11 protein-coding genes are annotated in these 14,000 nt (G+C 55.1%); 5 read left to right on the top strand and 6 right to left on the bottom strand.

From position 1 onward, the window contains the following. Nucleotides 1-76: 76 nt before the first annotated feature. Nucleotides 77-1,222, top strand: coding sequence for a DUF2336 domain-containing protein (locus ACO6TI_RS26885; RefSeq protein WP_055117397.1), 1,146 nt, complete (start codon nucleotides 77-79; stop codon nucleotides 1,220-1,222). Between the two features lie 15 nt (nucleotides 1,223-1,237). Here the strand turns inward: ACO6TI_RS26885 and ACO6TI_RS26880 are convergent, their stop codons facing one another. Continuing rightward, entirely contained in the window at nucleotides 1,238-1,864 is a 627-nt protein-coding gene (locus tag ACO6TI_RS26880; RefSeq protein WP_422383730.1) for a LysE family translocator, read from the bottom strand. An 88-nt stretch (nucleotides 1,865-1,952) separates the two neighbouring features. On the opposite strand from ACO6TI_RS26880, the gene ACO6TI_RS26875 reads away from it, so the two are divergent. Beyond that, complete coding sequence (locus ACO6TI_RS26875) at nucleotides 1,953-2,717, top strand: extensin family protein (protein ID WP_196917813.1); 765 nt, start codon at nucleotides 1,953-1,955, stop codon at nucleotides 2,715-2,717. Here the strand turns inward: ACO6TI_RS26875 and ACO6TI_RS26870 are convergent. Beyond that, a complete protein-coding gene (locus tag ACO6TI_RS26870) occupies nucleotides 2,711-3,493 on the bottom strand; it encodes a hypothetical protein (protein ID WP_422383729.1) in 783 nt (260 codons plus the stop codon). The genes ACO6TI_RS26875 and ACO6TI_RS26870 overlap by 7 nt on opposite strands. A gap of 124 nt (nucleotides 3,494-3,617) precedes the next feature. Further along, nucleotides 3,618-4,049 carry a BA14K family protein gene (locus tag ACO6TI_RS26865; RefSeq protein WP_029060927.1) on the bottom strand — a complete coding sequence of 144 codons (432 nt, stop codon included), beginning with the start codon at nucleotides 4,047-4,049 and terminating at the stop codon, nucleotides 3,618-3,620. A 181-nt stretch (nucleotides 4,050-4,230) separates the two neighbouring features. On the opposite strand from ACO6TI_RS26865, the gene ACO6TI_RS26860 reads away from it, so the two are divergent. Both ACO6TI_RS26860 and ACO6TI_RS26855 read left to right on the top strand, forming a co-directional pair. Next, a complete protein-coding gene (locus ACO6TI_RS26860) occupies nucleotides 4,231-5,007 on the top strand; it encodes a DUF2470 domain-containing protein (protein ID WP_196877260.1) in 777 nt (258 codons plus the stop codon). Nucleotides 5,008-5,346: 339 nt separating this feature from the next. Continuing rightward, a complete protein-coding gene (locus ACO6TI_RS26855) occupies nucleotides 5,347-5,985 on the top strand; it encodes a DUF1062 domain-containing protein (protein ID WP_196895319.1) in 639 nt (212 codons plus the stop codon). Nucleotides 5,986-6,046: 61 nt separating this feature from the next. Here ACO6TI_RS26855 and ACO6TI_RS26850 read toward each other — a convergent pair whose 3' ends face one another. The 3 genes from ACO6TI_RS26850 to ACO6TI_RS26840 form a co-directional block, all read right to left on the bottom strand. Beyond that, a complete protein-coding gene (locus ACO6TI_RS26850; protein WP_055117384.1) occupies nucleotides 6,047-7,804 on the bottom strand; it encodes a methyl-accepting chemotaxis protein in 1,758 nt (585 codons plus the stop codon). Nucleotides 7,805-8,018: 214 nt separating this feature from the next. Then, nucleotides 8,019-11,603, bottom strand: coding sequence for a hydantoinase B/oxoprolinase family protein (locus ACO6TI_RS26845; protein ID WP_422383728.1), 3,585 nt, complete (start codon nucleotides 11,601-11,603; stop codon nucleotides 8,019-8,021). A gap of 172 nt (nucleotides 11,604-11,775) precedes the next feature. Further along, nucleotides 11,776-13,242, bottom strand: coding sequence for a glycosyltransferase family 39 protein (locus ACO6TI_RS26840; protein WP_422383727.1), 1,467 nt, complete (start codon nucleotides 13,240-13,242; stop codon nucleotides 11,776-11,778). A gap of 241 nt (nucleotides 13,243-13,483) precedes the next feature. Between ACO6TI_RS26840 and ACO6TI_RS26835 the strand changes: the two genes are divergently transcribed. Continuing rightward, complete coding sequence (locus tag ACO6TI_RS26835) at nucleotides 13,484-13,942, top strand: winged helix DNA-binding protein (RefSeq protein WP_208992769.1); 459 nt, start codon at nucleotides 13,484-13,486, stop codon at nucleotides 13,940-13,942. The last annotated feature ends 58 nt before the right edge of the window (nucleotides 13,943-14,000 follow it).

Raw genomic sequence — 14,000 nt, 5'->3', positions numbered from 1 at the left:
GCGAAACACGAGTAGCGTAATGTTAACATGCTCTTGCTAGCTTGAACCGAAGCGCAGTCGGCGCATCGGAGTGTAGATGTTCAATCTTTCGAAACTGGCGGAGCTGGCAAGAGATACAAGTGCTGTCGGCCGCAAGAGCCTGATCAGTACGCTCACTGACCTGTTTGTCAGTTCTGGTGACGACCGTGACGAACAGATCAGCCTGCTATTTGGCGATATCGTTCTGAAGGTGCTGGGTCAGCTCGAAGAAGAAACACGCATGATCCTGGCAAAAAGAGTTTGCCACGAAGAGGGTGCTCCTCACGAGCTTATGGTGAAACTGGCGAAAGATACGATCGCAGTTGCCGAACCGGTACTTGAACACTCCCCGGCGCTGACGTCCGAAGATCTGGTGGAGATTGCTTCCTCTGCATCGATGGATCACCTGGGTGCGATTGCCGGTCGAAAAACGGTCGACAAGACCGTGACGTCAGTGCTGGTTGACCGGGGTGACAGCAAGGTTTTGACGAAAGTCGCGGAAAACGAGGGGGCGGAGTTCGCTGAAGCATCGTTCCTCAAACTTGTCGAAAAAGCGCGTTCCGATGAATCGATTCAGGCGGCGCTGGTCAGTCGCCCGGATCTTCCGGAGGAGGCGGCGCATGCCTTGCTGCCGTTTTTGACATCTGCATTGCAGGAACGGATTACGGCGCTTGGGGCAGACAACACCCTTGTTCATCTGCTGGCAGAAAGAGCAGCAACAGAAGTTGCTGCGCGAACACACAAGCTGGACGATGCGAGAGAAGAGTCAAACGCGCTCATCAAGGATGTGATGAGCAAGAAGACAAACATTGACGAAGCGGTGAAAAATTTCGCCAGGGCAGACCGTACAGCTGAGCTGGGCATGTTGCTGGCAAGGGTCAGCGACCTGCCTCAAGCCGCGGTATCGCAACTGCTGTTCAGTGCAAGCGACAAGGCATTGATCATCCTATGCAAGGCGAACGGTGTGACCGCGGCTGCCTACAAGGATATTCTGACCATGCGCGCTCGTCGGTTGCGGATGGGTGGGCTGGAGCTGAATGCGGCTATCCAGCGATATGATGCGCTCAGCGAACAGGGTGCAAAGCGTTCTCTGGAGACATTAAAAAAGTCCGGAGCAACTTTCGGCCCCAAGCCAGAGGACGAGAACACCGAAAAATCGAAGCGCCGTCCAAAAAAGAATGTTCCATTTGCCGCCAGCCGATGAGACCGGCAAAGGATGCTAGCCGGTGGAGCGTTGCAGTGTTGCCGTCATGGCAGCCGCGGATATCAAAAAACCGCCACCAACCTTGTTGACCATTCTTAGTAGTGACGGATTCCTGAGTTTTCGTCCGACCGCTGCCGCCGCAAATGCGTAGACCGCAGCGTTCAGAATGCCCAGCACGACGAATGTCGATCCCAAAAGAACGAGTTGGGGAGCAACCGTGGCCTGAGGGGCGATAAAGTGCGGCAGGAACGCCATGAAGAAAACAATGCCCTTGGGATTGAGTGACGTGACGACATAGGCATGCCAGAAAATCTTGCGCACGGGGATGTTCTCCACGTGCTGCACGCCCAAAGATCCCGGGCGGCTGCGCCACATCTTGATCCCCAGCCAGACAAGGTACGTCGCTCCGACCCACTTCAGCAGGGCAAAGGCAGTTGCAGATGCTGCCAGAATGGCGCCCAGTCCCAGGAGTGAGACGGTTGCTGCGGTAGCATCGCCAAGTCCGACGCCCATGACGCTGGCGAACGCAGACCGGCGTCCTTGTGTCAATGCGTAGCTGACGACCAACATGATGGTTGGTCCGGGTATCGCGAGGACGATGAGTGTCGCAAAGACGTAGGCAGTATATAATTCAAGTGTCATTCTGGAGGCTCGACAATCGATATGCGTTGATTGATGCTGGTCGGCAGTCATCCATAAATTGATTCCTGTCGCAAGAGGGTGTTTGCCCATGCTGAAAGTCACAGTTTCCGGATTTGTGATTTGGCCAGTTCTTGCAATGCTATCGGTTCCGGTAAACGCCTTGGAGCCGGTGCCACGCGCCAAGCCACTGGAAACCCCGAACAAACAGCCTTTTATCGAGGGTGTTGACCTCCCGCAGCGCAAACCCAATCGGGACAGGGAACGTGCGGAGACACCGATCGCGCCATCTGCAGCCCCAATGAAATGCAACTTGACAGGAGCGACCTATTCTCTGCTTCCGGATATCAACGGAGAACGGTCGGGCGATGCGGGTTGCGGCGTCGAGGCTCCTGTCAGGCTCACGGCGATAATGTACAAGGAAGCTTCCGTAAGTTTCAAAAATCCGGTAACGGTTTCATGCGAGTTTGCAAGGGTTTTGACGAAGTGGCTCCAAATTGACGCCCTGCCTGCGGCTGAGCAACACTTCAAGGCAGGTGTTGGTGTTATTGGCACTGGTCCGGGTTATCAATGCCGCCGGCGCAACAACCTGCCTGACGGCAAACTCTCCGAGCATGCGCTGGGCAAGGCGGTTGATATTTCCGGATTTAAAATGCGCGACGGATCTTCGGTTTCAGTAGAAACGGACTGGGGACAGGAAACCGCGCAAGGACTGTATTTGAAAGCCATTCACAAGAGTGCATGCGAGCGCTTTACGACTGTTCTCAGCCCGGAAGGCGATGAGTTTCACAAGTCGCATATGCATCTGGATATCGGCTGCCATGGCAAGACCTGTACGTATCTGATCTGTCAATGAATTTGAAAATGGATATGGTCGTCATGACGGGCAGCGAAACAACCCTGGAAGCGTATTTTGTCGAACCGAACGGCGAGGGTATCTCGCAAGTGAGGCTCAAGGAGAATTTTTTGAACACGAGGGTCATGCGCCAACCACGCGATTGCCGCTCGCGTGCGTGCGGGTTCAATTTGAAAATCGTGCCAGAGGGGTTGCAGCCACTCCAGATTCCATCGCAACGACCGCCACTTGTCGGCGCATGACGTTTCACCGTCTACAAAATCGAAATAGCCGATTGGCGAAGAAGTTTTGCAAGGCAGATAGCCTGTATCGTTGCGATAATAGAAGGCGAGATCCAGTTTTCGCCCATCATCATGGGACAAGTGCGGCAGTAACGGAAAACTGTCAAAAAAGGGGAAACTTCCATCAAGCGCCAACGTGATTGTCCCGGGAAACTGATTAGACACGTTATCTGCAAGTTCTTGCACAACATTGCGCAGTTCAGGCGAGACATAGTTCCGGTTGAGTACGCAATAGACCGGAGACTGCATTTTGAATGCTCCCTCTGACCGACAGTTCACTGGTACGCGTCCAAACATGGGAGCCACAAACATTGTTGCAATCGTGAGCGCCACATAAAGAGATGCGAACGTTAGAAGCCGGTGTTTGGTCACGAGTGCAATCAACCAGGCCACCCCGCCGATCTGCGTGAGCAGGGTCAAGAAACAGACGATTGAACCATGAAGAATAGCCCGATGCATTGAGCTAAGAAGCGCATCTGACTTTAAGATTGTCAATGCCAATCCAGTAGTTGGGCCTTGCCAGTATCACGAGTTTCGCAGGAAAAAAATGCAGCAGACGGGAGGTCAGTTCGGCTGACGGTTTGCCTGCTGCCGGAAGGTGCGGGACGAACTCGGAAAGTTACTGGCAGAAACGCTGCTCGCCCCGATAGGTGGTGTAGGTGCCGGTCGAGGGATTGAAGGACCGGAATTTCGATGAACAGTACTGGTACCAGGCCGGGCTCCAGGGTTGGTATCCGACCGCGCCGTGAACCTGGCCCGGGTAGGGCGCAGGTGGGTAGTAGTTCGCCGGCGGGGGTGGGGGCGGTCCAGCATAAGCTGGCCGGTTTGCGGCTCCAAGAAGGATTGCGCCCGCGGCGAGACCGATCACACCTGCCGCAACGGCTGCGCCAACGTTGTTGTTGTTTCTATGACGTCTGTGGTTGTAGTGGTGCCCACCGTGATGATGACCGTTCCAGCCTCGTTTCGGACCGGCTTCGGCTGTTGCAATTGTCGGGACCAATAAAGCGCCGGACAGGGCGACGGCAATCAGGCTTTTGCTCATTTTTTTCATCGGTTGTTTCTCCAGGTGCCTGCGCCTTACTGTCTGGCGCCGTAGCTGACGAATGAACAATCGCACAGATGCCCTGAACCGGTTCTGATGTGGCCGTTCATCTTGCGTTCAGGTTTCTGCTGTGGTGTTTCTTGTTCCGGAGGGAGCTATTCGAGACGCGGCATGAGTGCAGGAGACCGGTTTGGAACCAGAAGACAAAAACGAAAGAGAACCGCAGTCAGTAGTCAGGGAAACGGATGACGCGTCGCGTCGGCTGGCAAGGACCCTGATCCGGAAGGCCCGTTTCGGTGCACTCGCTGTTTTGGAAGCGGGCACAGGACTTCCGCTTGCCAGCCGTGTTGCTGTTGCAACGGATCTCGACGGGACGCCCGTCATATTGACCAGCACCTTGTCAGGCCATACGGCCGCGATCCTGGAAACACCGGTCTGTTCCCTCTTGCTCGGGGAGCCCGGGAAAGGCGATCCTCTTGCCCATCCCAGAGTCTCCCTTTTCTGCAAAGCGCACCGGATCGAGCGTGGTGGCGACGTTCATCAACGACTGCGTCGCCGCTACCTGTTGCGCCATCCCAAAGCCGAGCTTTATGCCGATTTTGGCGACTTTTCCTTTTTTCGGCTCGAGCTCGAACGGGCAAGCCTGAATGGCGGCTTTGGCAAGGCTTTTGAACTTCAGTCTGAAGACATGCTGTCACCGCTCGGCGATGCTGAAAGCTGGATTGCGATGGAAGGTGGTGCAGTGACACACATGAATGAAGACCACGCCGACGCCGTCAAGCTTTATGCTGAAGTGCTGTGCAAGGCAGAAACTGCAAACTGGCGTCTCGCAGGTCTTGATCCCGAAGGGTTGGATCTTGTTGCTGGCGACAAGGTTGAGCGGCTGTGGTTTGCAAATGTTCTCGACCAGCCGGAAGAAGTCCGCCCGGTGCTTGTAAACCTGGCCAGGGAGGCCAGGGGCGCCTGAGTGTTGCCACGGCATCACCTGGAAATCGTGCTTTCCCGGTACCTCTTGTCCATCCCGTCAGCATCGGCTAAAAAACCGATCCGTTTTTCAATCAGGATGATCGTCTTGCCTACACTCTGACCGGTCTTCGTATCCGCTGGTTACTCGCAGGAGTGACCCATTGACTTGTTCGTCATGAGGCGGATCGGGACCGGTGTGGCTTGGCCTTGCCGTATTGTTTTCCGATACGCCACAACATCCTGAATATCCAACACAGCCAGACCGATTTTCGCCGGCTCTCCAGCCGGCAGGATCCCGACCGCCCGTCGACGGACTTCCCTTTGCAGGAAGACCGACGGAATGTCATTGTTATCAAGTGTTGAATGGACTGTCCTGACAACCGAATCCCCCCAAATCAAACACCCCTGTCGCCGCTGTGGCGCAATCAGTTCGTTTGCCTCGACCGGCAAATTCCGGCTGAACGCGAATGGTAGCCGGTTGGATGCCTGGCTGATCTACAAGTGTCTTGCATGTGACAATCGCTGGAACCTCTCCCTTTTCGAAAGACGACCGGTCGGGAACATTCCGCGTGATCTGCTGGTATCACTTCAGGAAAACGACGCGTCCCTTGCGCACCGAATTGCCTCAAATCCTCTCGCCAATTCGGCTTGTGTAGCGTCGGGACATGGTCCCGAATTCTCGATCACAAAACGGTTGCAGGTCCGCACGAGCGAAAACGGTTCTCAATCAAACCTGACCATCTTGAATCCGCATAAGTGTCCGGTGCGAATGGACAAGGTATTGGCACAAGGGCTGTCACTTTCAAGAGGCGTGGTACATGAACTGGCGGAGGAAGGAGCGATCTATCTGCCAATGTGTTCCGGCAAGGCGATCAAACGACCGATCAAGGAAAGAACGGTTGTTGAGATACGGTCGACACAGTGCACGCGCGTATCTGATCTGAATTACAGATTGATGAACTTTCCAAAGATGGAGTGAGGCGCATCCCTCGAAAATGTCCTGAGCGGGAGCACCTTCCGTTCAGGACACACCGGTTGCGTCACGCAGCTCTCAAGTGGCCCAGGAAATCGGCGAGACCGTTTCTGATGGTGTTGATCTGGGTCGATACGTCGTCAACCCGGCCTGCGACTTCTTTCACCCTTTCACCGGAAACCTGTGCCGCCTGATTGACCTCAGTGATGTTCATCGAAATATCAGCACTTCCCTGGGCAACCTCGGATGCATTCTTGGCGATTTCAGCTGTCACCGCATTTTGTTCCTCTATCGCCGACGCGATACTTGAAACCTGTTCGCGAATTGCGCTCATGGACGTGACGACCCTGGTAATGGCGTCCGAACAGGTGGCTGCCCCTGATTGAACTCCGCTGAGTTGTGTTCCTATCTGGTCGGTCGCCTGGCCAGTCTGATTGGCAAGGGCTTTTACTTCGGACGCAACAACTGCGAAGCCCTTGCCGGCTTCTCCGGCTCTTGCGGCTTCAATTGTCGCGTTGAGGGCGAGCAGGTTTGTCTGGTCGGCGATGTCGCTGATCAGCTTCAGCACTTCTGTTATTTCTTCCGCGGCTGAGGAAAGCTGCCTGACAGTTTGATCCGATGTTGCCGCTTGCTCTGACGTGTTTGTGGTCGACGTGTTGGCGAACGTTATCTGGCGACTGATTTCCTGGATCGAGCTGGCAAGTTCCTCTGACGCAGAGGCGACGGATTGAACGCATGCTGTCGCTTCTTCTGCTGCGGCAGCAACGGTGTTGGATCGTTCAAGGGTTTCATCACTGTTTTTTGCCAGTTGGTGAGCGCCATCCGACAGATGCTGCAACGCCGTGACAACAGCCTCGCAACTCGTCATCAACTTGCCTTCAAGTTCATCGGCCAGCCGTAAACGAGTGTCGCGACGGTCGGCTTCTGCCTGAGCTTCTTCTTCACGGGCCTGTTCCTGCAGGCGCTTCATTTCGATCACGTTATCCCGGAAAACCTCGAAGGCCTGGGCGACCTTGCCGATTTCATCCCGTGAACGTACTCTTACGCTTACATCCGTATTGCCCCTGGCAAGCTCGAACAGTCCTCCGGATACCTCATTGAGAGGCTTTGAGATCATGAAACGGGCAAAGAGAACCGAACCGATCCCGCAAAGCAGAAACGTGGCAATCGATACGACGGTTATTTGACGAAGCGCCTGCTTTTCATGCGCTTCAGCTGCCAGCGCGGCGGCTAGTGTAAATCCCTCGATTTCTTCAAGCAGAGCGATGAGCTCGTGATCAAGACGTTCCTGTTCTTCCTCCAGGGTGATCAGGAGCTTGTTTGCCGCCTCAAGGTCGTTCTGTTCAACATAAATCATGATTTCGTCGACATGGAGCTTGTATGTCGCATATTCCCGTTCGATCTGTTTCAAACGATCGACCGCCATTTCAAACTCTTTGCGCTCAACTTCCGTGCTCGAATTGGCCAACGCATACTCAGCCAGTTGCTCGGCTTTCAAAATTTCATCTGCGACCTTTTTTTCAAGTTTCTGAAGATGCTCCTTCATGGTGCCGAAATGTGATTTTTCGGCTTCATCGCTGACACCGGCGATGCGCATCATGCGTTCAACGAGCACTGCCTGTTCCAACTGATGATTGGTCACATGACTGATAGCCTCGGTAAGCGGAATGTCCTTTTCCGCAATGTTGGCCAGTTCCTTGCCGATGAGGTTCATTTGAATGATTGCAACCGCGGCAACGACGACCAGCCCGATACATAGAAACGCAACCAGTGAGAGAATTTTCGCTGCAACCGAATTTGAAATCGGATTTGAACCTAGCGTCATCGTTTCTCTCACAATCCGCGTAAAGGCCTTATGACCGTTGCGTAATGTGTTTAATTTAAACGTGGGAGCGTTGAAGATTCGGTTAATTTCGGTTGTTGGTCAAGTTGTATTTTTCACTTACTGGTAGAAAATTCAATGTAATCGTACAATAGCGTGCATGGTGAGCGGCCGCAAAGATTGCGGCCGTTTGTGACGTGTGATTGGCGGAAACAGGTCATGGTTTGCTCCAGCCGCCTGCAGTGGGTGTAATGACCGTAACAGCCTCGCCAGCGTCGAGCACCGTCTGATCGCAGCCCTCCAGCAATTCTATCGAGCCATCGAGGCGACGTACCTGGGTTCGACCCAGTTCTCCGTCTTCACCGCCGTTCATGCCTTTGGGCCTGATTGTCCGGTGCGACGACAGGATGGCGCAGTCCATTTTTTCAAGGAAGCGCACTGTTCGCCATGTGCCGTCGCCGGCAGACCATTTTCCCTTACCGCCAGACCCCTTCCTGATATGGAAATCTTCCAGGAGAACAGGAAACCGGAATTCAAGAACCTCCGGATCGGTCAGGCGTGAATTTGTCATGTGGGTGTGAACGCCATCGGTACCGTTGAACCCGGGTCCCGCCGGTGAACCCGAACAGATGGTTTCGTAGTATTGATAGGTGTCGTTGCCAAATGTCAGATTGTTCATCGTGCCTTGCGCGTTCGCCATGGCACCAAGCGCTGCAAAGACGGTGTTCGTGACATGCTGCGACGTTTCCACGTTTCCCGCAACGACGGCGGCCGGATAGGAAGGGCGCAGCATGCAGTCGTCGGGAATGATGATGTGGATCGGTTTGAGACATCCGGCATTCATCGGAATGTCGCCTTCAACCATCACGCGGAAGCAATACAAGATTGCTGCTCGTGTAACGGGTTCCGGAGCGTTGAAATTGTTCGGCTTGACCGGTGACGTACCCGTGAAATCGACCGTGGCTTCGCGACGCTCCTTGTCGACGGTAATCTTGACGCGAATCTCGGATCCCTGGTCTGTCGGGTAGACATATTCGGAATCCTTCAAGGCTTCGATCACCCGGCGAACACTTTCTTCAGCATTATCCTGCACGTGGCCCATATAGGCCTGGACGACGTCCAGTCCGAAATGCGCCACCATTTTCCTGAGTTCCTGAATACCCTTTTCATTCGCGGCAATCTGTGCGGAAAGATCAGCAACGTTCTGATGCGGATTTCGCGCCGGGTAGGGGTGATTGGTCAGCAGATCGATCAGTTCCTGCTCACAGAAACGACCTTCGTCGACAATCTTGAAATTGTCGAAGAGGACCCCCTCTTCATCCACTTTCGTGGCGCGGGGTGTCATGGAGCCCGGAGCGGATCCCCCAACATCCGCATGGTGGCCGCGAGAGGCAGACCAGAACAGGATGTCTTCGCCGTCGTCATCGAAAACAGGGGAGACTACTGTGATATCGGGCAGGTGTGTTCCGCCATTATAGGGCGCGTTCAGGGCAAAGACGTCACCCGGTTTTATCTTGCCCTTGTTCAGCTTGATGATTGTTTCGACGGAACGATCCATGGAACCCAGATGAACCGGCATGTGTGGTGCATTGGCGACCAGGGCACCATCTGCATTGAATACGGCACAGGAAAAATCCAGGCGTTCCTTGATATTGACCGAGTAGGCCGTGTTTTGCAGCGTGACGCCCATCTGCTCGGCGATCGACATGAAGAGGTTGTTGAAGACCTCAAGCATCACCGGATCCGCATGCGTGCCGATGGCATCGGCGCGCTTCAGCGGCACCACCCGGTTCAAGACAACATGGTCTTTGGTGTTGATCTCGGCCTGCCATCCGTCTTCCACGGCAATTGTCGCGTGGGATTCGATGATTACGGCTGGCCCTGGAACCTTCATGCCGGGCTTCAGGGTTTCGCGCCGGTAGATGCCGGCGTCATGCCAGGCACCTTCCGAATAGGTTCTTGTCGATGTTGCCGGAACCGCTGCGTGGGGCTGCAGGTCGAGATCTGGTTCGACAAGGCCGGCGCCACCGCCTGCCGTTTCCACTTCCATCGCTTCGACGACCACGGGTTTGTTGTCGTAAGCAAAACCGAATTGCTTCTTGTGAGACTCCTCAAATGCCGCGCGCATTTTTTCGACAGTGCTCAAGTGAACCGGTAAAGGTGTATCCGTGCCGTCATAGCGCAGGTGAACGATTGCAGTCGTGTGGCGTTGGTGTTTGGCAATCTGCTGACGTTCCAGCTCTGCTTCCGTCACTATTGCGAGCTGATCCCGCAAAACGTGCAATTCCGGCATCAGCTTTTCGGTCAATACCTTGACAACCGCCTTCTGACGGTCGGCACGGATATCCGCGAGCCCCATGCCATAAGCCGACAAAATGCCGGAAAACGGGTGCAGAATAACGGTTTTCATGCCGAGGCTGTCTGCAACGCGGCAGCCGGTCTGACCGCCCGCACCGCCAAAACATGTCAGCGCGTATTCTGTGACGTCATAACCGCGCTGCACCGAGATTTTCTTGATGGCATTGGCCATGTTCTCAACGGCAATCTTCAAGAAACCGTCGGCGACCTCTTCGGGCGAACGGCCATCGCCTATCTCATTGGCAAGATCCGTGAATTTCCGCCGGACAACCTCTCCATCGAGTGGTTGATCCTGGGTCGGTCCGAAAATCTTCGGAAAGAACTCGGGTGCGAGCTTGCCGGTCATCAGATTGGCGTCGGTCACAGTGAGCGGACCACCACGACGGTAGCAGGCCGGGCCGGGGTTCGCGCCGGCAGAATCCGGTCCTGCCTGAAACCGCCCGTCCGTGTAGTGCAGGATGGAGCCGCCGCCGGCAGCAACCGTGTGGATCATCATCATCGGCGCGCGCATGCGGACACCGGCAACTTCGGTCTCGAAGGCGCGCTCGTATTCACCGTCGAAATGACAGACGTCGGTGGAGGTTCCGCCCATGTCGAAGCCGATGATCTTCTCGAACCCTGCCATGCGGGAGGTTTCCACTGCGCCGACCACGCCTCCTGCGGGGCCGGAGAGGATCGCGTCTTTTCCCTGAAACAGATCCGCGGCGGTCAGGCCACCTGAAGATTGCATGAACATCAGCCGGGGGCCTTGTCCAAGCTCCTGCTGCACCTGGTCGACATATCGGCGCAGGATCGGGGAGAGATAGGCGTCCACCACCGTCGTGTCGCCGCGGCCGACCAGCTTCATCAGCGGCGAAACCTCGTGCGAAACCGAAATTTGCGGAAACCCGATCTCTTCTGCGGTCCTTTTCAGGATCTGTTCGTGCGTCGGAAAGGCGTAGGCGTGCATCAGGACAATCGCAATGGAGCGGATACCGTCGTCCCAGGCCGACTGCATTTGCGTTCGGGCACTATCTTCATCAATGACCAATTCCACTGTGCCGTCCGCACGGACCCGCTCCGGAACCTCATGAACACTTTCGTAAAGGAGTTCAGGCTTGATGATTTCCTTGGCAAAAATCTTCGGACGAGCCTGGTAGCCGATTTCAAGCGCGTCGCGGAAGCCCCTGGTGATGAAGAGTGCCGTGCGCTCACCCTTGCGCTCCAGAAGGGCGTTGGTGGCAACGGTCGTTCCCATCTTCACCGTCGCGATTTTCTCCGACGGAATCGCGGCACCGGCATCCACGCCGAGAATCTCGCGAATTCCCTGAATGGCTGCGTCCCGGTACGCTTCGGGATTTTCAGACAGAACCTTGTGCGGGTGGAGAGTGCCATCAGGTGCGCGTCCGACAATATCGGTGAATGTGCCACCTCGGTCGATCCAGAAGTCCCACTTGGATGTCATGTTCTGTCCCTTTGTCCTGCCGGTCGTTCGCCAGTTGCGTGGAGCGACAACGCAATTTGAATTTCGGTTTCGATTAACAATGACACTTTATCGATAAATTGTCGATGAAAATCTGTTAGAGGTTACTCGCGGATGTCTTTTGCACCCGATACGGTATCGTTTTGAAGACTGATCAGCGTGTGTTCTGGTTCGATGTCAGGAGGGTGAGTCCGCTTGCTCCCCAACCGAATGCCCGGATAGCCTCGCTCCCGCCGTTGCTAAGGAAGATTTCGGCTGCCTTTGAAGTCTCTTGCTCATTGCTGTGAACCAGAAGCAACCATGTGGTTGACTCTTTTTGCGTACCCAAGCTTTCCTTCAATTGGTCGAGCACTTCTACGGCTTTGAATTGGTCCGGGTCGCGCAGGTAGTAGCTGAGAACTGGTGCGGCAAAGCCCTTGTAAAGGAGCAACCGGTCTTCCGGACCGCTGTTTTCCTCAAAATATTCAGCGATTTGACGCCATTCTGGCCGGATCTTGGTGTTCAGGGTGAAATCCAGCTGCGGATAGGTTAGCACTATCGCGACACATACAAGAGCAACAGGCGCCAGACGGGGAAGCAGCCGGGTGGCTCCAACCGCAGCGAGCACGATCAGTCCGGGCCATGCGGCGATCAGATACCTGTCGAACAGGATTGGTTGCAGAAGCACGGAATATAGATAGGCGAGGACTGCTGGCCCCAGAGTGTAGGCGAGGCAGACCATGATCTCTTGGCGTGGCGCGGAAGCATCTGCATTTGTTCGGGGCGGACTGAAAGAGGCCATCAGGACACCGGTGAGGGCCAAACCAGTCAGCACCCAGAACAGAGCTAACGAGCCAGCAAGCCCGAAGACCAGCGTTTCCAGAAACGGAAGATCAGGATAGGCAATCCAGAAACCTTCGTCGGCGACTGACCGGGCGCGTTTCAGAATCAGATACAGCCACGGCAAAAACGAAATCGTGCTGGCAGCCATTGCCAGACACACCACGACTGCATTGTTTCCGGCTAGGCTCTTCGTGCTGCGGATTTGGGCGAGCGCAAAACTCGCGCAGACAATACCGACACCGGCAAAGGCGAACAGTGCGTAGACATGGCTGTAGAGAAAGCAGGTGCCGCCAAAAACCAGCAGTGTGATCCACAAGCATGAAGGTCGCTGAAGGACCTTCAGCACAGCAAACAGAAAGACGAGGCCGCAGGCCGCCAGCAAAGCATACATGCGGGCTTCCGTAGAATACCAGATGTGAAGCGGCGACAACGCCAGCAAGGCTGCGGCGAGCAGCCCGGCTTCCCGTCCTGCAAGGTGCTTTCCGATCAGGTAGACAAACCAGACAGCGAGGACGCCCAGAGCTGCCGAGGGCATCCGCAACGCCATTTCACTGTCTCCAATCAAAGGCATGGCGAGCCACAAAATGACATTGTGCAACGGTGGATAGTTGTCTGCGGCCACCGATGTCAGGAGTTCGGCCAAGGTTCCCTTCGACTGGCTCCACGAGACCGCCTCATCATACCACAGGCTGGTTCTGTCCAGTTCGTAAAATCGGAGGAAGGCGGCTATCATCAAAATGACGACTAGCAGGATACCTGCGGCAGGGTTGGTTGGTTTTTCTCTTTCTGCCAGCTGCACGCCATCAGATCCTGGTTGATCGCTTGAGAGTGAAAGCTAGACAATTCAGTTGCATGAGGAAAGTTTATCTTCGTCGGGGATTTCAGCTCCGGTGGATTGTCGCTAAGCTATTGACGCTGTTTTAAGGATCCGAACCCTGAAAGTCTGACGTTTGAGCGAGAAATCCACCCCAAAGACCAAACCGGACACCGGTGCAGCCATCGGACCGGTGGTTTCGGCGGCTCATCTGGCCTCCGGAGCGATGCCGGCACTTTCTGAAATCGAATTTGCCGTAACGATGATGGTCAATGCCTATCATCGATGGATGGTCCGCTGCATGGCGGCCAGTGGCTCGGAGGGCCTCGGCCCGCTGGATGTGCTGGTATTGCACACGGTCAATCATCGCGGTCGCGCAAAAACGCTTTCCGATATCTGCCTGGTCCTGAATATCGAGGACACGCATACGGTCACCTATGCGCTGAAGAAACTCGTGAAAGCCGGACTGATCAGTTCCGGTCGTCGCGGCAAGGAAAAAACCGCGGAAATTACTTCGAAGGGTGAGAAAGCCTGCCTGGAATACAGGAGATTGAGGGAAGCGCTACTGGTCGAGCCAATGAAGGCGCTGGGCCTCGATGAAAGCGAGCTTTCCCGGTTGGCTGCCACTATGCGGCTGGTCTCGGGAAACTACGATCAGGCTGCACGGGCCGCTGCTGCCATGTGAGAAGATCGATAGAGTGCGACACTATTGTGCGTTGCAAACTACAAGATTTCTTGTAAGG

Origin of the sequence: Roseibium album, assembly GCF_965233825.1 — a bacterium.
Taxonomy (GTDB): Bacteria; Pseudomonadota; Alphaproteobacteria; order Rhizobiales; family Stappiaceae; genus Roseibium; species Roseibium album.
The sequence above is the reverse complement of the archived record's forward strand: the minus strand, read 5'-3'. Positions and strand labels throughout refer to the sequence as shown.

Coding starts and splice junctions, on each gene's coding strand:
- ACO6TI_RS26845 (WP_422383728.1), bottom strand. CDS start 11,603: ATGACATCCAAGTGGGACTTCTGGATCGACCGAGGTGGCACATTCACC.
- ACO6TI_RS26875 (WP_196917813.1), top strand. CDS start 1,953: ATGCTGAAAGTCACAGTTTCCGGATTTGTGATTTGGCCAGTTCTTGCA.
- ACO6TI_RS26855 (WP_196895319.1), top strand. CDS start 5,347: ATGTCATTGTTATCAAGTGTTGAATGGACTGTCCTGACAACCGAATCC.
- ACO6TI_RS26850 (WP_055117384.1), bottom strand. CDS start 7,804: ATGACGCTAGGTTCAAATCCGATTTCAAATTCGGTTGCAGCGAAAATT.
- ACO6TI_RS26835 (WP_208992769.1), top strand. CDS start 13,484: ATGCCGGCACTTTCTGAAATCGAATTTGCCGTAACGATGATGGTCAAT.
- ACO6TI_RS26885 (WP_055117397.1), top strand. CDS start 77: ATGTTCAATCTTTCGAAACTGGCGGAGCTGGCAAGAGATACAAGTGCT.
- ACO6TI_RS26880 (WP_422383730.1), bottom strand. CDS start 1,864: ATGACACTTGAATTATATACTGCCTACGTCTTTGCGACACTCATCGTC.
- ACO6TI_RS26865 (WP_029060927.1), bottom strand. CDS start 4,049: ATGAAAAAAATGAGCAAAAGCCTGATTGCCGTCGCCCTGTCCGGCGCT.